We start from the raw sequence: 18100 nt of genomic DNA, 5'->3' as shown, positions 1-18100 counted from the left end.
TGGGTTCCATCTTGCTGGGTAAGTTTTTTAATCAGAGCTTTGTTGCGATCGCAGATAAACTCCAGACCCGAGGGGCTTTACTGGTTCCTGCATTTACCTTTGCCCTAGCGATGGCCTGCCTTGCCAGTGTCATTCACTTAGAAGCAATCTTAGGAGCCTTTGCTGCCGGTCTGGTGCTAGACGAAACTGACAAACGCAAAGAACTCGATCAGCAGGTGATGCCTATTGCCGATATTTTAGTGCCCATCTTTTTTGTGACAGTTGGTGCCAAAGCCAACCTCGGCGTACTCAACCCCACCGTACCTGAGAACCGAGCGGGTTTGGTCATTGCGGCCTTTCTACTCGTCGTTGCCATCGTCGGGAAAGTCGTCACAGGCTGGACCATCTTTGGTAAGCCAGGCATCAATCGACTTGCCGTTGGCGTGGGCATGATTCCTCGGGGTGAAGTTGGTCTGGTCTTTGCAGGTATTGGGTCCGCCAGCGGTGCCTTAAGCGCTCCGCTGGAAGCCGCCATTATTGTGATGGTTATTCTGACGACCTTTCTGGCTCCCCCCCTGTTGCAGCTGTCTCTGAAAGATCAGGAGAGCATCGCGCCTGAAGAGAGTGATAGCGAAGAGGGTGAAAACGCTGCTGTGTCTGTGGTGGAGTGACGAGGAAAGCCCCGATGCCATATCTACTTCCTGCATTCGCCCCCCCGACCCCCCAATTCTGGGGGGAGAGTCTCAACGATTGGGGGCGTTCCCCTCAGGGGCGAGGGCCAGTGAAGTACTTTCAGATTCTCCTAATGCTTGCATATACACCGTCGCTTTGAGCAGGAGAGCTGGGTAAAAACCTTGTGCTTTGTGTCACGACTGACTGCTTTCAAAACATCTTCTTAGTCCTACCCGTATAAAGAGCAATGCCTATCTTAGAAGCCTTTGTTTTCGCAACCGTTCTGCTGGGTTTTTTCGGAATTATCCTCAAGAAAAACCTGATCATGAAGATCCTCTCAATGGATGTGATGAGTACGGGCGTGATCGCTTACTACGTATTAGTCTCCTCACGGAGCGGGCTATTCACGCCGATTGCCTACAAGGAACCCGTGGCCTATGCAGATCCGGTGCCTCAGGCGGTCATTTTAACGGCGATTGTGATTGGCTTCTCGATTCAGGCGCTGATGCTGGTGGGGGTGATGAAGCTGTCGCGCGAGCATCCCACGCTGGAGGCGAACGAGATTGAGAAGAGCTATACGCCATGAGTTCAGTCACGCTGGTTTGGATCGCGCTGCCCTTTTTTATCGGCTTCAGTATTTATCTGCTGCCGAAGTTGGATCGATGGCTTGCGATCGCAATTCCTATCTTCTCCACAGCTTATGGTCTCCAGCGGATCTTTGCTCCATCCCCTCTTGACCTCCAGCTTCTGGGCAACTTTGGCGTTACCCTACTTTCGGACACGCTGAGCGGCTACTTCATTTTGACCAACGCCCTGGTCACCGCAGCCGTTTTGCTTTACTGCTGGCAGCGTCAGAAATCAGCTTTTTTCTATATGCAGACAATCCTCCTGCACGGCAGCGTCAATGCGGTCTTTATTTGCGCCGACTTCATCAGTCTCTATGTGGCTTTAGAAGTGATCGGCGTGGTGGCCTTCTTGCTGATTGCCTACCCCCGAACAGAACGCTCCATTTGGGTTGGACTGCGCTACCTCTTTATTAGCAATACAGCAATGCTGTTTTACCTGATTGGGGCGCTGCTGGTGTACCAGGCCACCCACTCGTTCGCCTTTGCAGGATTGGGTCAAGCTCCTACAGAGGCGGTTGCCCTGATCTTTCTCGGACTACTAACCAAAGGCGGCATCTTTGTCTCAGGGTTGTGGCTTCCCTTAACCCACTCAGAATCTGAGACACCCGTTTCAGCGATGTTGTCGGGCGTAGTTGTCAAAACGGGTGTTTTTCCGCTAATCCGCTTTGCCCTGATGGTGCCAGAGCTGGATCCCATCGTACGCCTGTTTGGGGTCGGCACTGCTCTGTTGGGAGTGGGCTATGCCGTCTTTGAAAAAGATAGTAAGCGCATGCTGGCCTTCCATACCGTTTCTCAATTGGGCTTTGTGTTGGCTGCACCGGAAGTCGGTGGCTTTTACGCCTTGACCCACGGTTTAGTAAAATCTGCTCTGTTTTTAATTGCAGGTAATCTACCCAGTCGCAACCTTAAGGAACTGCAGAAGATACCGCTGTCAATATCTGTTTGGGGAGCATTGGCGATCGCAAGTTTCTCCATCTCAGGTTTGCCGCTCCTGTCTGGTTTTGGGGCCAAGGTCTTAACCATGAAAGCGCTCTTGCCCTGGCAGGTAATCGGCATGAATCTAGCGGCAGTGGGCACCGCCATTTCCTTTGCCAAGTTTATTTTTCTCCCCCGTGGCGGAGAGGAGACGGTTAAACCCGGATTTTGGCCTGCAATTCTGCTGCTGTTGGGGGGACTCGTGCTCGCCAATGTCGTCTATCTCGACGCCTACACAATGGCCAACGCCGTTAAGTCTCTAGGGACAGTCTGCGTAGGCTGGCTGATCTATTGGGTCGCTGTGCGGCGACTGACGCTCAAGTTGCCGCGTGTCGCCGAGGAATTTGAACATCTGATCGGGAGCATGAGCATCGTGTTAACTCTACTCTTCTGGATGGCCCTAGCATGATTAGAATTTTAGACTTATGCCTACGGCTCACCATCTGGTTTCTGCTGACTGCTGACGTCAGTCCCGGCAACATTGTGATCGGGGTCGGGGTCTCGCTCCTGATTCCGTGGGGTTTCACCCCGATTTCTCCCGTCCTGAAGGACTGGTTACGAACGTTTGGGGAAATTCTAGTCGCCATTCCCCAAGCCTATATAGAAGCCATTGAGATTATGCTGCGTCCCCACACGGAGGAAGAAATTGTCATGGAGCGGGTCAAGCCCCAGCGGACGCCGGGACTGATTTTTCTGGATATTTTCCTGATTACCTTTACCCCCAAAACCATTGTTGTGAAGTACCACGATGACGGCTGGTACGAAGTCCACCGCATCCGTCGCAGGAGAGCACCATGAATCTAGTTCTGATTGCAATGATTGCAGCTTTGCTGATTCCCATCTACGAAGCTTGCCAAGATGAAGATATCTGGCAGAAGGTTTTGGCCTTTGCCAGCATTGCCACCAAGACTTCGATGATGATTTTGGTGCTTTCGGTCGTCCGCGATGACTGGATGATTGGTGTGGTCGGAGTTCTGATCTTAAGCGTCGGTAATGCTTCTCTGATGCTACTGGCCCACGTCCTTAAGCGAGTGAATGAATGAACGTTCTGGGGGGCTGGTGGGGGGAGGGCCACAGAAGCTTACAGACATTGCAAGACAAAAAACAATAGACATAAGACATTTAATGATTGATATTTTTAGCTATTTCTGTATCGGGCTGGGCCTAGTCTTCTGGTTTTGGGGCACGTGGCCGTTGCTGGGCGATCGCTCCGTCCTCTTTAAACTCCACAGCCTCTCCGTTGCCGACACCCTCGGCTCCATGCTCATGATTGTGGGTCTTTTGCTCAAAATCCCCCGTGAGTGGCCGCTGCTGGTGCTAGCGTTGATCGCTCTCTCCATCTGGAATACCGTCCTCGGATACGTACTGGCCTACTGCTCCACCGGAGGTCGAGATGCCTGAAGATTTACACATTGTTGCCATCGCGGCACTCCTGCCCCTGACCGCTTGCCTGCTGATTGTCCAGGTCAATCCCTATCAAGCCCTCGTGATTCGCGGCATTCTGGGGGCCATCGCGGCCCTAGTTTACGTCCTCTTCGGAGCCGCAGATGTTGCGCTCACCGAAGCCCTGGTGGGCACCATGTTGTCCATTACTCTATACGCCGTAGCCGTGCGATCTTCTATGAGTATGCGCCTTGGCATTTTGGGAGAAGAGTCTGAGAGTGCAGCGCCCCCGGTCCCACTCTCAGAGCCACCAGACTCCCAAAAAGAAATCCTTGCGCATCTCCGCAGCCTCTTGAGCAAGAACCATGTGCGTCTCGAACCCGTTCCCTACGCCGATCCGCAGGCTTTAAATATGGCATTGATAAATAAAGAAATTCATACCGTATTGAAAATATCCCCCGAAAGTTCATCCGACTATCATTTACAAACTCGCGTTCGACGTCTATATGAAATTCTGCAGACGGAACTGCCGGTGAGCCTGATTGAGAGTGGTGCGGCCTCCGATGCGTCTCCCCCACCCAAAATGCCGACGGAGGGACAGATATGAAGTGGATCTATATTGCCGTTGGTATTGCCCTGTATATAAAAATGCTGGTCTTCCCGAATCCAGCAATTGACTCTGCTGAACTTGCGATCGTCGAATCGATCGTGCAGGACAGCGGCGTCCCTAATGCAGTCTCAGGCATCATCTTCAGGAATCGTCTCTACGACACTATCTTCGAGGTCGTTGTGTTCACCACAGCGATCATGGGAGCCAAATTTTTACTCGCCAATGAACAACCTTCCCAGACGGTCTACCAGTTTACCGATCACCCCTCCATCGTTTTAGCCCGTTTGGGGGCTACAATTGCGGCCCTGGTTGGTATTGAGCTGGCGATACGTGGACATCTAAGCCCAGGGGGGGGCTTTGCCGCAGGTGTTGCCGGGGGGACGGCGATCGGTCTGGTTGCCATTACCTCATCTTCAACGTGGATGGAGGCCATCTACCAGCGTTGGCAGGCTGCGACCTGGGAAAAAGTATCGGTGCTCGTTTTCATTGTGCTGGCCGTCTTAACCCTCGTCGGTATAGAGCTGCCGCAGGGCCAACTGGGACGACTGTTCAGCGGCGGATGGATTCCGGTTCTCAATATTTTGGTGGCGGTCAAGGTTGCTCTAGGGTCTTGGGCTGCGATCTTAATCTTTATCCGTTACCGAGGATTGTTGTAGTCAACAGAAAAGCAGAATTCTGACCATATACCATGAGCCTAATCACGCTGACCTGGATTGCTTTGCCCTTTTTTATGGGGTTCAGCATTTATTTGCTCCCCAAACTGGATCGTGCCTTTGCGTTGATGGTGGCATTCCTGTCGCTAGTCTATGGGCTGCAGGCCATCCTTGCTCCGTTACCCATCAATCTACAGCTCCTAGATAACTTTGGCGTTACCTTAACGGTTGATTCACTGAGCGGCTACTTTATCTTGACCAATGCGCTGGTCACCACAGCCGTTATTCTCTATTGCTGGCAAAGCGATAAATCAGCGTTTTTCTATACCCAGATCAGTATTCTGCACGGCAGCGTTAACGCTGTGTTCATTTGTGCAGACTTTATTAGTCTTTATGTGGCCTTAGAAATTATTGGCGTTGCGGCTTTCCTGTTGATCACCTATCCCCGTACGGACCGCTCCATCTGGGTCGGACTCCGCTACCTGTTTGTTAGCAATACAGCGATGCTGTTTTACCTGATTGGGGCGTTGCTGGTGTATCAGGCCACACATTCGTTTGCGTTTGCAGGGTTGGGACAGGCTCCGACAGAGGCGATCGCACTGATCTTTCTAGGACTGTTGACGAAGGGCGGTATCTTTGTCTCGGGCCTGTGGCTTCCGTTGACCCACGCTGAATCTGAGACGCCTGTATCTGCGATGTTGTCGGGGGTGGTTGTGAAAACCGGCGTTTTTCCGCTGGTGCGCTGTGCGTTGATGGTGGAAGGTATTACACCGATGCTCCAGATCTTTGGTGCGGCGACAGCGGTGCTCGGGGTGAGCTATGCCATCCTTGAGCGAGATACCAAACGGATGCTGGCCTCTAGTACGATTTCGCAGCTGGGTTTTATTCTGGTGGCACCCACTGCAGCAGGCTTCTATGCGTTAACGCACGGGCTGGCGAAATCATCTCTCTTTTTGATGGCTGGGAACTTGCCTAGTCGTGATTTTGAAGCACTGCGAGCAAGCCGAGTTTATACACCGATGTGGGCTGGCATTGCGATCTCATCCCTTTCCATCTCCGGTTTTCCTTTACTGGCAGGCTTTGGAGCCAAGACCCAGACCCTCAAGCAGCTCAGCTCTTGGCAAGAGATCGTGATGAGTATTGTGGCGGTGGGAACTGCGATCGCCTTTGCCAAATTCATTTTTATCCCGCCCACATCAGAGCCAGCAGAATCTTACAGCCGCAAGCTCGGACTCTGGCTTGCCATCCTGTTGTTGTTGAGTGGATTAATCGCCGCCAATATTGTATATATCGATGCCTATACAACAACAAACCTGGTTAAAGCCTTGCTGACCCTAGGTGCGGGATGGCTTGTCTATTTCCTGGCTTTTCGAAAAACGATTCTCAAGCTGCCGCGCCTCTTTGAGCAGCTCGAGCACTTGATTGGCGTCATGAGCATTGTGCTTACTGTGCTGTTCTGGATGGTGCTGGCGTGATTCTAGATTTGCTGATTAGACTCACCCATTGTTCTCAAGGCTCACGGAGCAGGCATAAAGCCCGTCGCGTCTAACACCGCAGGCGACCGTTGTGCCTAAGATTTTGACTGTCATCATTCTAGACTTGGGCCGATGCAGTTGATACTCCAGCCACTTTTGAAGATTCAGCGGGATCTATACAGAATTCCCAATCCGATGCAGCGCTTTCGAGAGTATCTGCAAACCTTGACTAACGGCACCGATGAGATGGTACTGCCCCTGTCTCTCATGAATCCGATGGGAAAGCGCCATGTGGAGACGCAGCTCGATCAGCTGCTTGAGCTACAGGCTGAAAAAATTGCTGAACAGTCACTCCGCGACGCTGAGCGCCGACTGCCTTTTCTCGATGCAATTTTCCGGGTCGCGCTAGTGTTAGCAGATGATGCTGGAGGGGAGTGGACCCATCGCGCGCTTACCGATGCCACCCACCGATTTGAAGATCCTGGGCGAGCAAGTGATGGCTGGATTGTGGTTTTACTCTGGACCAGTGAGATACCGACAACCGAGTCCATTCAGGGTGCCGTTCTCAGCACAGTCTATCGACGACTTTATCAAAACCGACACGGTTTCCCAAAAACGCTGCACCAAATGATGCGCCAGGAAGGTTACGCGACCAGATTTGCGGGTGGAGGATCTCGCTCTCTGGAAAGGGACGAGCTCACCTACACCCGCGCAGCTTTGCAGCCCCATCTGGGGACGACACACTTTCCAACTCAACTCGCCTGTCTATATGGCGATCAGGTGGCTATCTCAATGGGCTATCCAGCACTGGGGCTTTCTGCTGATGCTGGATATGTCGCTGCTAATGCAGCGGCTCAGGAGAGCAGCCTACCGCCGGAAACGATTCTCTTTCCAGAGTCATAGAGAACCAACAAGCCCCCAGTTCCTCCTCCGCTGTACCGAGATCTTCAGCTCTTATCCCGGATGGAGGGTTACGAGGTGTCGTTCACTGTTAAAGTTCAGGTGTTTCCCCCAAGGAAGTGGATGCTCAGCCCACTGGTTTCCGATTGTTGGAGTCAGTGTTTGCATGGGGTTTGGTGATTTTCATGCTTCTCTCAGCAGGGCTTCAGACCGGACACCTAGGGTGTCAATATGGAAGACAGTACAGCCCATCGCTTTGTCTTCTGCATCGATTTGCTGTTGTGTTTTGAGATGACCAAGCATGATGAAAACTGATATGGTTCCAGCCTACTTAGGACGGCCTGCTCGAATTCAAACCCTGATCCGTTCCCTGGAGCGCAGAACAGTGATAACGCCTGAGATTGCAAAGGATTGTGTGCAGGCGGCAAACATCCAAGCTAACGATCTGCAGTTGTGGACAGATTTTGAGCATCCAGTGGCCAATAGTTATGGTCGTCAGCTCATTTATGATGGCGGTCATTTTGAAATTATGGTCATGTCCTGGTTGCCGGGAGACTATAGTGCGATTCACGATCATGGTGCAGCTCAGTGGGGGGCTGTACAGTCCTTCGGTGAGGCAGAACATGCTGTCTTTCGCCTCGACCAGATGCAGCTTTCAACGGTGTCTGTACATCCCTTTTCGGCGGGAACTATCAACGTCGTCACTCACGATTTAATCCACCAGATGGGGAACCCGAGCAATCGGCCTTTTCTGAGCTTGCATGTCTATGGCAGCTTAGGACATCACGGCCCCATCACCGGGGGAGCCAGAATTTTCAACCTCTACGAAGAATGTACTCAATATACGGATGGCGGTGTCTTTTTTGGGCTGCCAGCCCATCAGATCACCCGTCAGGTCAACGGCTTGCGGGGGGACCGGGAGACGACACTACGGCACCACGAGCAAATGCTAGCGAGGGTTCATCGACGGCTGGCCGATGGCGAAGACACGATTCTTCTGCTACAGACAGCAACGATGCTGCAGCAAGATCTTGCAGATTTTAAGACCGTGACGAGCCATGTTTAAGTGCTGGTCAGCGGCTTTCTGTTGTGGGGCGTTCACCCAAAGGGCTGAACAAGCATGAGACTGCTCAACATTTGTGATCCCTCTCTCTACGGGCAGCCTGAGATGGATGTACCCACCCTCTATCAGCGCTTTGCCCGCGACCCGCACATTACGTTTTTCCATGCTCCCGTGGAAGCGGTGACGTCAGCCGATCACGTTGCAGCCGTGGCTGTACCGGAGACGCTGACCTACGGTGATTTTTGCAAACTGGATCGCCAGGAACGTCTACAGCAGGCTTTATCAGATTTTGATCTGGTTTTTTGCCGACGTCTCAAACCGTTTCCAGACGGTTATCTTGATCAGCTTCGTGGCTGGGCCCAGCACACACGATTTATCAACGATCCTGTGGGGAAGCAAGAGCAAATGCAGCCTGATTTTCTGCAGCGCGTGGCGGGGAGATATACGCCTGAGATGCTGGTGACGGCGGATTTAGCAGAGGCGTTCACCTTCTTCGAGCAGCACCAAACCATTGTGGCGAAGCAAACCAATAGCTGTGGTGGTCGCGGTGTTTTCAAAATTTGGTATGAGCAGCAAGCTTTCTGGGTCGACAATAGTCAAAACGGAACTCAATGCTTTAGAAACTTTGCTCAGGTTATGCAGGCTCTGCAGGGCAGTGATTTAGAACCCCTACAGTTTGTTCGCTACCTTAAGGGCGTCACTGCGGGCGACAAGCGGGTGGTGGTGGTCGATGGGGAGATCTATGGTGCCTATACGCGACGGTCGAGAAGTGGCTATTGGGTTAATAATGTGAGCGTTGATGGCGAATGCGAGCTGGCAGAGGTGACCCGCGCTGAGCGCGAAGCCATTGAAGGGACAGTGGGAGAATATTGCGATCGCAACCTTCACACTCTTGGCTACGACTTTTTGCTCGACGATCAAGGGACTTGGCGGATTAGTGAAATCAATGCCGGTAATATCGGTGGCTTTGCGCGACTAGAGGCGTTGACGGGGGAAAGGACTTGCGATCGCTTGATTGATTGGATGCTGAAGTTTGCAGGTAATCAAGCCCCGCAACCTCAGCGGAGTGAATCAAGGCTTGTCGAGTCTTCTGCTAGTTGAAAAAGTAACTTGAAAAGAGCAGGGTTGTCACAAACACCAGGAGCAAACCTAGGAATAAAGAGGTGCGATTTAGCTCAACAGGTTGCCGATTCGGATTAGGCGTCGGGGGCATGTCGATCTCCTAAACAGTTTGTAGAGAAAGTTCCGATCTTTTCGATCGTGAATATTTAGTCTAGTTCTCGAGGGTTAACCCTAACTTGTTGACGCATTAAAGGCAGAGTAAGGTTTCCGGCATGCCCAATTAGGCCAGAAGAGCCTGGTCAACCTTGGAAGCTAGGACGCTGACCAAGACCAGCAGCCCCAAACCGCGCCGGAAATAGTTGACCCCGTCACAGAGTTCCTGAATTGACCAGATGATGATGGCGCTGAAAGCGACGGTCTCAAGGGCCGTGTGGCCTGGACCCTCAGTAACGGTAAACTTGAGTAAGCTAGCACCGATCCAGATGGAAAGCGTTGCGTTTGGGGGCTGGGCAATCACGATCTCGCCCTGACTATCTCGAAAAAGGGTGTCGAATATTGAGGCTTCCATGGCTGACTGTTTTGAGGTGTTCATTGATTAATTTAGGCGTAATATGTGGCTCTACGCCTCTATACCACGGTTGATTTAGCGCGGGCTACCGATGCAATTTCTGTCACGGCTGGCATCCGTCTTCAGAATTAATAGAGGACGGGAGGAACCCGCAGAATATCTCTGACGGCTTCGATGTACACTGCAAGCACCAGAGTTTTTTCGCTGCAATAGAGGACTCGCATCCTTGCCCCTTGCAACTGTCATTTTAATTTTGCAGTGCCTTTTGGCATTGACGCTGGGACTAACGCTGCTGATCCTGATCAGTCTCTATATTCGAGGTGCCTTTCGAACCCCCGTCCGGTACCGGGTGACCCATGGACCGGCTGCCGGAGATAAACGGTTTCCGACCGTGCTGGCAAGTCTCTCTAACTCTTTTTTGTCTGAGGGCATTGTCACCGGTTTTTGGTCAACGCATGATCAGATTCAGGCTGTTCGATTGGAGGCGATTGGACAAGCCGAACAGACGATTTATTTTGAAACGTTTTATATGACGCCGGGGCGGCGCGCAACTGAATTTGGAGTTGCGATCGCACAGCAGGCTGCGGCTGGGGTCGAAGTTCGGCTGATTGTTGATGCCTACGGAACCCACACCCTACCGCAGCGGTACTGGACAAGACTCCAGGCTGCGGGCGTACAGGTTGTCTTCTTCAACGCCTTTGACTGGCGGGCACCCGCAAACTTTGCAGGCCGGACCCATCGCAAGCTATTGCTGATCGATGGCAAGATCGCCCTCGTGGGCGGGGCCGGTATTTCTGATGAATGGGACGGAGACGACCAGCTTCACCCCTGGCTGGATGTTGAAACCCGTCTAGAAGGGGAGTTAGTCACCTTCTTAGAAGGACAGTTCATGCAGCATTGGACCTACGCAGGTCGAGAAGCTCATCTGCGTCCTGATACATTTCATACCGATCCAGTCCAGACACCTTCTTCATTCCTAATCACCTCTGGGAACAACCCGACCTATCGTTTTTCCCCCATTCGGGCTCTGAAAGAAAACACCATCGTGGCTGCCCAGAAACGCCTATGGCTGGCGACGCCCTATCTACTGCCGGATCAAGATTCGCAGAAGCTGCTGATTGAAGCCAAACAGAGGGGCGTTGATGTGCGGCTACTGACGGCGGGTGCCGAGCAAATTGACAAAAAGTATGTCTACTACGCAGCCTTTGAGCTGTTTGGTGAGCTGCTGGCGAACGGCGTTGAGATCTATGAGTATCAGCCCAGCATGATCCACGCCAAGATGCTGCTAGTTGATGACCAATGGGTCAATACGGGCAGCGCCAACTTCGACTCCCGCAGCTTCTTCCACAACGAAGAGCTAGATTTATCAACCTCTGACCCCCGGCTGATCATGGAAGTCGAGCAGGTGTTTCAGACGGCATTTGCGGTGAGTCAATCGGTCAGTCTCAAAGACTGGCAGCATCGTTCCTGGTGGCGACATCGACTCATCGGGCGGCTGGTGGGATTTGTCCAGTGGCAGCTTTAGTCGCTTTAATCCCAACCCGACAGTGTTCTAGCCGTTACAGATAAAGGCAATATTGAGAGCATGAAGGGACTCACGTCACAGGTGGAAGCCTTTGTGCGGCTAAAACGGCGGCTACAGTTAGGTTGCTAGGCAGCATCATCCAGTGCGTGCTGTGCGTCTTGAAGAGCGTCATTGGCGCGGTCTTCTAGCGCGTCAACTGAATTCTCTAGGGCCTGCTGTGTTTGCTTGGTACCATCAATGACGCTATTGATAGCCTGCTGTGCATCCTGCAGGACGTCGCTTGAGCGATCTTCTATGACATCAGAGGTTTCCTCCAGTGTTTGCCGCGTCTGTTGAGCAGCACCTCTCACAGAGCTGCTGATATTTTCAGATAGGTCTTGAGCTGTTTCATCTATTGCTTTGGCCGCGGTGCCAAAAGTGTCGCGGGGAGGCGCAGTTCGCTGCTGCTTCGCCTGATCGATGAGTCGCTGCTTGGCTTCGATAGAAGCATCTCTGCTGGGGGATGCACTCCTATCAACCAGACGCGGGATATCAGCCTCATTAGAAGGGGCGGTGTTTAGCGCAGCAGGGGGCGCTGCTTGGCTGCAGGCTGTGCTTAACGTCAAAACTGAAGTCGTCACAATAACCAGCAAAACTTTGCTCAAGCGTAGGCGTTTAAAAAAGGCATGAAGTCTGTACATTACAACTGTCCTAACAACTATTGTTGCTCACACCATAGAGACCTAAACTCCATTCAGCCCTCTAACGCAGGGAATAAATTTGATTGCACTCGGTCTTCACTATCTCTATCTTTTGGACGTGTTAGAGAACTGGAAACAAATGCAGAGCAGGATCATTCCCTTAAGCTCTCTCTAGAATCCTTGGGCAAAATTTTATGGGTTATCCACTGCTAATGACTCATGCGGTTCTTTGGCGGCGATGACTTCGGTTGTTGGCGATCGCATTGCTTCCGCCATCCCTTTGATCACGCTGGCGATGGGTACTGCGATCAAAAGTCCTAAAACGCCTGCGAACTTATTGCCGATGAACAATGCCACTAACAGCCAAATCGGGTTTAGCCCAATAGACCGGCCCACTAATCGCGGTGCGATCACGTTGTCATTAATCTGGCCCACGATAATGCAAATCACCAGCACCTTCAGGCCCAGCGTGAGGTTCTTGAGGGCCAGAATAAAGCTGACCGCAACAATGGTGGCAGCGCTGGCTAACGGAATCAGCGTTGTCACCCCGATACTGACCCCAAACAAGACCGCATAGGGCACATCCAAAATCCAGAATACGATCGTTTGCGACAGGCTGAGGATGCCTGCTAGCAAGGCTTGAGCCGCAAAATAAGTTTGAAACGTTTGCTGGATCGAAGTCTGCAGCGAGAGTCGCCAAGTCGTTGGTAGCCAGCTAAAGAGACCGTTCCAAGCCCGTTCGCCACTGGCAACCATGAAAACTGTCAGCACCAGCAGCAGCAGGATGTTAATTAAGCTGCTAATCGCACTCAGGGCAAAGTCAAGGAGACCGCTGCTGGTAGCCTGCAAAATGTCAGAAAGCTTGGCAATACCGCTATCAATGGTGCCACTCAGATCAACCGGAATCTGCTGCGTTGCGAGCCACTCCTGCAGAGTCTGGAGTCGGCCACTACCGGATTCCACGAGATCAGGGAACGTATTCACCAGCCCACTGAGTTGCTCAATGATGAGCGGCACCAGCGTCAAAGCCGCAATGCTTACCAGTAGGAGAGAGCTAAGCAGCACTAGGGCCGTAGCCCATCCTCGGGCGAGACCGCGCTGCTCCAGAAACTTGATCGGAAAGTTAAGCAAAAATGCCAAGATTAGCGCCGTCACCAGCAGGCTAGAGAGCGGCTGAAAATAGCCGAACAGCAGCAGCGCCAGCCAGCCATTGAGAAACGCTAGAGGGAAAATCAGCCACGCCCTCAGCCAAAGAGGAACACGCTGTAGTGGTTGAAGCATGGCAGATCTCAGTGAAGCCAGGATATTGTTTTACAGGGAAGCAGAGCCGTCAGCTTTGAGCTGTTAATGGCTCTTAAGAATCAGCCTTTGTTAACCACCGCTCCAAGACTACGGCTAAGTCGTTGAGCAAGAAAGGTTTGCTGAGATAGTCATCCATACCAACCTCTAAACACTGGTTGCGATCGCGGGCCATGGCACTAGCGGTCAAGCCCACAATCACGGTTCTTCGAGACCCACCTTCTTCCTGCTGCCGAATTTGTTGCGTTGCTTGGTAACCATCCATTACCGGCATTTGACAGTCCATGAACACTAGGTCGTAATCTTCTTTCATCAACTTTTCCAGGGCTTGCTGACCATTCGCAACAGAGTCTGGCGTCGGGTAGTCCAATGTCTCTAGCATCATTGTGACTAGGTCCCGATTATCGAGGTTATCTTCGACAACCAATATTTTGGCAGACTGACCCGGCTGCGGTGAAATAGGCTTGGGCATAGAGGGGCGATCTGTCGTGCTGTCTTGTGGAGAGGGTGTGCTTGGCAAATCAAACCTGACTCTAACCCAAAAAGTAGAACCTTGATCGGTCGTACTTTCATAGCCGATCTCACCTCCCATGAGTTGAACCAGCCGTCGACAGATGGTGAGACCTAGGCCGGTACCTCCAAATCGGCGCACAGTGGATAAATCTTCCTGAACGAAGGGCTGAAAGAGCTGGGTCTCAACAGACTCTCCAATGCCGATGCCTGTGTCTTGAACGCTAAACTGGAGCATTATTTGAGGAACGTCAGAGTTTGAGGGCGCTTCCTCTGACTCAGTTAAGGCTGGAACGACAGCTAACGTCACTTCTCCCGTCATCGTGAATTTGATGGCATTACTAATCAAGTTACTGAGAATCTGCTGCAGACGAAAGTCATCTCCAATCAGGGTCCGAGGTAAGTCTGAAGCACAATTGACGGTCAAGGTTAAGTTCTTCGCTTTCGCGAGGGGTGTAAAAGTCTCGGTGAGCGTTTGAATCGTTTTAGCCAGTACGAACTCGCGATGCTCTAACCGTAGTTCGCTGGCCTCCAGTTTCGACAAGTCAAGGATGTCGTTAACAATCATCAGTAGCTTTTCGCTGTTGCTGCGCAGCGTCTCTAAAAGCTGCTGTTGAGTCGGGTTGAGGGGAGTCTGCAGCAGCAGTTCGCCGAATCCAATCACCGAGTTGAGCGGCGTACGGATTTCGTGGCTCATGTTTGCCAAGAACTGGCTCTTGGCCTGATTGGCGGAGTCAGCGGCTTGTGCGATCGCAACAGCATCTTCCAAAGCCTGATTTTTGCGAATCAGCTCTAGCTCGAACCGCTTAGGCCCGGTAATATCCATCACGGCGCCGTAGAGATGTGCAACCTGCCCCTGTTGATCCCGATTAGCCCTACCCACCATACTCAAAAAGCGTTGTTCACCGTCGGGACGCTGGAATGACAGATCGAGGCTACAGTCTGTTCCGTGCTCAAGCAGCCGCTTTAGAGCATTTTTGAGACGAGCCTGATCGTCTGTCGAACAGCAGGCGTAAATTTCATCGAAGCAGGGAACTGTCTTTTGTGGGTCGAAACCGCAGATGCTAAATAACTCTTCTGACCATTCTGCGCGTGCTGCGTCGAGATCGAAATGCTCAGTAACTTCAACCTCCCAACTCCCGACCTGAGTCAGTCGCTGGGTCGCCATCAATTTTGCCTCACTGCGGCGCAATGAATCTTCGGCCTGAATCCGTTCCGTCATCTCAGAAACGACGGCTCCAATGGCTCGATTGCCGTCGATTAAATCAACGGGATAGAAGTTGACGCACCAGCAGCGTTCTGTATGGGGGTCCGCCGGGGTTCTACCTCTAATTTCAACATCACAGATTGCTTCTCCTGTCTCTAGAACCTGCTGCAAGATGTCGCTTGTTCGCTGGGCAAAACTAGGAATAAGTTCCGGCATGGTTTTGCCCAGATGCTCAGCAACGGTGAAGCCGTTGATGTCTGCTAGAGCTTGATTCACGCGCAGATATCTGAATTCATGATCCAGGAGGCCCAAGCCCGCCGGACAGTTCTCGTATAGCTTTTCGAGAATAGCGTTTGTCTGTCGAAGCCGCTCCTGAAACTCTTTAAGCTCACTGATTCTGACAAAGGTCAGGACGACGCCATCCCAACTGCCGTCGTCCTGGAGATAGGGGTTCACCCGCATCAATAGGTGATCGCCAGAGGTGATCAGCGTCAGCTCCTGCTCAAAATCATGCCCGTCCCGAATGACCGGCTGCAGTAGGTCACTTAGATTTGCACAGTCAAGGTTGTTCGTAATATCTGCGAGGGGCCGCCCCACGTCCGACGGTTTGATGTTGATAGCGGCAGTTGCAGCAGGAGTAAACTTACGAATGTTGAGGTGGGTATCGAGGAACACGACCCCAATGTTGGTGCTGCGCAGCAGGTTGTTAATATCGCCATTGAGCTGAGTCAGCTCTTGAATTTTGGACTGATATTCAGCATTGACGGTGTAGAGTTCTTCGTTGACGGACTGCAGCTCTTCGTTGGTACTTTGCAGCTCTTCGTTGGAAGCCAACAGCTCTTCATTGGTTGCCTGCTGCTCTTCGTTGGTGGTTTCTAATTCTTCGATGGTGACCTGCAGGTTTTCGCGGGTCTGCTGTAGCTCGTACTCTAGTTCGGTAATTTGCTGTGCGGCTTCAGCACCAACATCAAATCGTAGGGCTGTCGGAGTAGGGGCAGCCAGCGTTTCTACCTCCAACACCACAATTAAGTAATCATCAGCGGCAGTATTACTTTGACTGAGCCTGACCCGGAGGCTGACGTTTTGTTCTTGGCCGTCGCGCTCAAGTTTGATCCCTGTATATAGAACAGGTTCGCGATCGCTTCTCGCCCGATGTAAAGCGGTACTTAGGGGCAGCTTTAGGGCCGGGGGCATTAGCTCCGTGACGTCTAAGAGCATTTCCCCCACGGGCAGCTCTAGCAGTTGTGCTGCATTGTAGAACACCCGCAGGAGCTGATTGTTTCGGTTCACCAGTATGCAGGTGAGCTGACGCTCGACAAAGCAGCATTCAAATGTATCTTCAAGGATGCGGTCGAGGTGCTGTTGTCTGGCCTTTACTCGCCTGGGGGTCTGAAGGGGAGAAATCCGGGCCTGCCGCGTTACCGGCATCAACGAGAGCTGCATATCTCGGCGCTTCCGAAACAGTTTCCACTTGGACTGCAAAACCGCGAACTCTTCCCCTAAATCACCTAGATTTTCAGAGCTGCCCAGAAACAAAACGCCTTGGGGGGCAAGGGCAAAATGTAAGAGGTGCAGCACCTGCTGCTGAAGCTGCGGCTGCATATAAATCAAGACATTGCGGCAGCTCACCAAATTCATCTTAGAAAAGCCCGCATTCTTCGTCAGGTCGTGGGGCGCAATGATCAACATCTCCCGGAGAGAGCGACGTACCTGATAATGGTCACCTTCTTTAGTGAAATATCGCTCTAGCCTTTTGCTTGAGATGTCATTGGCAATGTTCTCTGGATAGGCACCTCGGGCCGCAATCTCTAAAGCATTAGTGTCTAGATCGGTTGCAAATATTTTGACCTGGACCGGCTTGTTGGCTTTCTCAATGGCTTCATCAACTAGAATCGCCATCGAATAGGCTTCTTCTCCCGTGGCACAGGCAGAAACCCAGAGCCGGAGCTGCTGGTTCGGCTGCAGGTTACTGATTAGCTCAGGTAAAATCTCTGTTTCCAACAGTGACCAAGCTTCAGCATCTCGGAAGAATCGGGTGGCTCCAATCAGCAGATCCTGTCGCAGCAGTTTTTGCTCGTCTTCAGCGGTGTCGAGAAGCCGGGTGTAGCTTTCTAAATTGCTGCATCGAGTCAGCGCACAGCGGTGATGAATGCGGCGACTGAGGGTACTGATTTTGTAGTGAGAGAAATCGATTTCTTCGCGTTCAGCTAAGATATCTAAAATCTGCTGAAGCTGCTCTGGATCAATGAGGCTCGCCTCTTCAGGAGCAGCGGTGGGAAAGTTCTCCGAGAAGCGAACAATCTCAAATACTGTTTGGGCTAAATCCTGAGGCGATAGGATTTCGTCCACCAGCCCTGAAGGGATCGCGCTTGTGGGCATGCTGGTGAACTGGGCGGTCTCTGGCGACTGCACGAGGGCAATACCGCCGACTCGACTGATGGCCTGAATCCCTTCCGTTCCGTCTCGCCCTGTTCCTGACAGCAAGATAGCAATGGTCCGTTCACCCCAGTTTTGAGCTAGGGACTGCAAGAATTCATTGATGGGATAGCTGATGGAATCTGGCTGTTCCTGCAGACGCAGCTGATGCTCTTCGACCGTCAACCGCTTTCGCGCCGGTAGCATGTAAACATGACCCGGCTCAATATCTATGCCGTCTTCGACTTCCTGCACCGACATGGGGGTCTGTCGCTGCACAATCTCTGTCATCATGCTCTTATGATTCGGAGATAGGTGCTGCACCACCACAAAGGCAGCGTTGGGGTTATCAGGCAAATGGCCGAAGAATTCCTCTAGAGCCTGCACCCCTCCGGCAGAGGCCCCGATGCCAACGACAAAGAAATGCTTCGAATTGTTCATAGGATTTGACGTATCAGCGAAGCGACCGAGAAAACAACAACGATGCGTTGACGACTG

The 18100-nt window shown here is 52.1% G+C and carries 18 protein-coding genes; 13 read left to right on the top strand and 5 right to left on the bottom strand.

The features are described from left to right. The 12 genes from C1752_RS22550 to C1752_RS22495 form a co-directional block, all read left to right on the top strand. Positions 1–650: cation:proton antiporter (locus C1752_RS22550; protein ID WP_146242402.1), on the top strand; the 650-nt coding region annotated here is incomplete at its 5' end. 254 nt (positions 651–904) lie between these two features. Continuing rightward, on the top strand, positions 905–1237 hold the full coding sequence (locus C1752_RS22545; protein WP_110988318.1) for a cation:proton antiporter subunit C: 333 nt from the start codon (positions 905–907) through the stop codon (positions 1235–1237). Further along, positions 1234–2661, top strand: a complete 1428-nt coding sequence (locus tag C1752_RS22540; protein ID WP_110988312.1) for a cation:proton antiporter — start codon at positions 1234–1236, stop codon at positions 2659–2661. The genes C1752_RS22545 and C1752_RS22540 overlap by 4 nt, the downstream gene beginning before the upstream one ends. Further along, the gene (locus C1752_RS22535; protein ID WP_110988311.1) at positions 2658–3050 is read left to right on the top strand and encodes a Na+/H+ antiporter subunit E; all 393 of its coding nucleotides are present in this window, start codon (positions 2658–2660) and stop codon (positions 3048–3050) included. The genes C1752_RS22540 and C1752_RS22535 overlap by 4 nt, the downstream gene beginning before the upstream one ends. Further along, positions 3047–3295, top strand: a complete 249-nt coding sequence (locus C1752_RS22530; RefSeq protein WP_110988310.1) for a hypothetical protein — start codon at positions 3047–3049, stop codon at positions 3293–3295. Before C1752_RS22535 ends, C1752_RS22530 begins: the two co-directional genes overlap by 4 nt. Positions 3296–3377: 82 nt before the next feature. Continuing rightward, a complete protein-coding gene (locus C1752_RS22525; protein WP_110988309.1) occupies positions 3378–3653 on the top strand; it encodes a monovalent cation/H(+) antiporter subunit G in 276 nt (91 codons plus the stop codon). Further along, positions 3646–4242, top strand: a complete 597-nt coding sequence (locus C1752_RS22520; protein ID WP_110988308.1) for a DUF4040 domain-containing protein — start codon at positions 3646–3648, stop codon at positions 4240–4242. The genes C1752_RS22525 and C1752_RS22520 overlap by 8 nt, the downstream gene beginning before the upstream one ends. After that, positions 4239–4901 (top strand): Na(+)/H(+) antiporter subunit B, encoded by a 663-nt coding sequence (locus C1752_RS22515; protein WP_110988307.1) that lies wholly within the window; start codon positions 4239–4241, stop codon positions 4899–4901. The genes C1752_RS22520 and C1752_RS22515 overlap by 4 nt, the downstream gene beginning before the upstream one ends. 32 nt (positions 4902–4933) lie before the next feature. Next, positions 4934–6373: a cation:proton antiporter gene (locus tag C1752_RS22510; protein ID WP_110988306.1), complete on the top strand. Its 1440-nt coding sequence runs from the start codon at positions 4934–4936 to the stop codon at positions 6371–6373. Positions 6374–6505: 132 nt separating this feature from the next. Next, a complete protein-coding gene (locus C1752_RS22505) occupies positions 6506–7276 on the top strand; it encodes a hypothetical protein (protein ID WP_110988305.1) in 771 nt (256 codons plus the stop codon). Between the two features lie 298 nt (positions 7277–7574). Next, positions 7575–8339: a cysteine dioxygenase gene (locus C1752_RS22500; RefSeq protein WP_110988304.1), complete on the top strand. Its 765-nt coding sequence runs from the start codon at positions 7575–7577 to the stop codon at positions 8337–8339. 54 nt (positions 8340–8393) lie between these two features. Continuing rightward, the gene (locus C1752_RS22495) at positions 8394–9437 is read left to right on the top strand and encodes an ATP-grasp domain-containing protein (protein ID WP_110988303.1); all 1044 of its coding nucleotides are present in this window, start codon (positions 8394–8396) and stop codon (positions 9435–9437) included. Here C1752_RS22495 and psbL read toward each other — a convergent pair. Both psbL and C1752_RS22485 read right to left on the bottom strand, forming a co-directional pair. Then, positions 9430–9549 (bottom strand): photosystem II reaction center protein PsbL, encoded by a 120-nt coding sequence (gene psbL / locus C1752_RS22490; protein WP_110988302.1) that lies wholly within the window; start codon positions 9547–9549, stop codon positions 9430–9432. The genes C1752_RS22495 and psbL overlap by 8 nt on opposite strands. Before the next feature lie 129 nt (positions 9550–9678). Further along, positions 9679–9990, bottom strand: coding sequence for a hypothetical protein (locus C1752_RS22485; RefSeq protein WP_233501830.1), 312 nt, complete (start codon positions 9988–9990; stop codon positions 9679–9681). 202 nt (positions 9991–10192) lie between these two features. On the opposite strand from C1752_RS22485, the gene C1752_RS22480 reads away from it, so the two are divergent. Next, a complete protein-coding gene (locus C1752_RS22480) occupies positions 10193–11491 on the top strand; it encodes a phospholipase D-like domain-containing protein (protein ID WP_199464490.1) in 1299 nt (432 codons plus the stop codon). A gap of 125 nt (positions 11492–11616) precedes the next feature. On the opposite strand, the gene C1752_RS22475 is transcribed toward C1752_RS22480, so the two are convergent. The 3 genes from C1752_RS22475 to C1752_RS22465 all read right to left on the bottom strand — a co-directional run bounded on the left by C1752_RS22475 (position 11617) and on the right by C1752_RS22465 (position 18043). Beyond that, a complete protein-coding gene (locus tag C1752_RS22475) occupies positions 11617–12171 on the bottom strand; it encodes a hypothetical protein (RefSeq protein WP_110988300.1) in 555 nt (184 codons plus the stop codon). Between the two features lie 192 nt (positions 12172–12363). Beyond that, entirely contained in the window at positions 12364–13452 is a 1089-nt protein-coding gene (locus C1752_RS22470) for an AI-2E family transporter (RefSeq protein WP_110988299.1), read from the bottom strand. A gap of 73 nt (positions 13453–13525) precedes the next feature. Then, the gene (locus C1752_RS22465; protein WP_110988298.1) at positions 13526–18043 is read right to left on the bottom strand and encodes a chemotaxis protein CheB; all 4518 of its coding nucleotides are present in this window, start codon (positions 18041–18043) and stop codon (positions 13526–13528) included. Between the last annotated feature and the right edge of the window lie 57 nt (positions 18044–18100).

The sequence above is a fragment of the Acaryochloris thomasi RCC1774 genome (assembly GCF_003231495.1).
In the GTDB taxonomy this organism is placed as follows: domain Bacteria; phylum Cyanobacteriota; class Cyanobacteriia; order Thermosynechococcales; family Thermosynechococcaceae; genus RCC1774.
The sequence above is the reverse complement of the archived record's forward strand: the minus strand, read 5'-3'. Positions and strand labels throughout refer to the sequence as shown.

What these genes read in the sequence shown, in the direction of transcription:
- C1752_RS22540 (WP_110988312.1), top strand. Translation starts at nt 1,234, where the DNA reads ATGAGTTCAGTCACGCTGGTTTGGATCGCGCTGCCCTTTTTTATCGGC.
- C1752_RS22535 (WP_110988311.1), top strand. Translation starts at nt 2,658, where the DNA reads ATGATTAGAATTTTAGACTTATGCCTACGGCTCACCATCTGGTTTCTG.
- C1752_RS22530 (WP_110988310.1), top strand. Translation starts at nt 3,047, where the DNA reads ATGAATCTAGTTCTGATTGCAATGATTGCAGCTTTGCTGATTCCCATC.
- C1752_RS22525 (WP_110988309.1), top strand. Translation starts at nt 3,378, where the DNA reads ATGATTGATATTTTTAGCTATTTCTGTATCGGGCTGGGCCTAGTCTTC.
- C1752_RS22520 (WP_110988308.1), top strand. Translation starts at nt 3,646, where the DNA reads ATGCCTGAAGATTTACACATTGTTGCCATCGCGGCACTCCTGCCCCTG.
- C1752_RS22515 (WP_110988307.1), top strand. Translation starts at nt 4,239, where the DNA reads ATGAAGTGGATCTATATTGCCGTTGGTATTGCCCTGTATATAAAAATG.
- C1752_RS22510 (WP_110988306.1), top strand. Translation starts at nt 4,934, where the DNA reads ATGAGCCTAATCACGCTGACCTGGATTGCTTTGCCCTTTTTTATGGGG.
- C1752_RS22505 (WP_110988305.1), top strand. Translation starts at nt 6,506, where the DNA reads ATGCAGTTGATACTCCAGCCACTTTTGAAGATTCAGCGGGATCTATAC.
- C1752_RS22500 (WP_110988304.1), top strand. Translation starts at nt 7,575, where the DNA reads ATGATGAAAACTGATATGGTTCCAGCCTACTTAGGACGGCCTGCTCGA.
- C1752_RS22495 (WP_110988303.1), top strand. Translation starts at nt 8,394, where the DNA reads ATGAGACTGCTCAACATTTGTGATCCCTCTCTCTACGGGCAGCCTGAG.
- psbL (WP_110988302.1), bottom strand. Translation starts at nt 9,549, where the DNA reads ATGCCCCCGACGCCTAATCCGAATCGGCAACCTGTTGAGCTAAATCGC.
- C1752_RS22485 (WP_233501830.1), bottom strand. Translation starts at nt 9,990, where the DNA reads ATGAACACCTCAAAACAGTCAGCCATGGAAGCCTCAATATTCGACACC.
- C1752_RS22475 (WP_110988300.1), bottom strand. Translation starts at nt 12,171, where the DNA reads ATGTACAGACTTCATGCCTTTTTTAAACGCCTACGCTTGAGCAAAGTT.
- C1752_RS22470 (WP_110988299.1), bottom strand. Translation starts at nt 13,452, where the DNA reads ATGCTTCAACCACTACAGCGTGTTCCTCTTTGGCTGAGGGCGTGGCTG.
- C1752_RS22465 (WP_110988298.1), bottom strand. Translation starts at nt 18,043, where the DNA reads ATGAACAATTCGAAGCATTTCTTTGTCGTTGGCATCGGGGCCTCTGCC.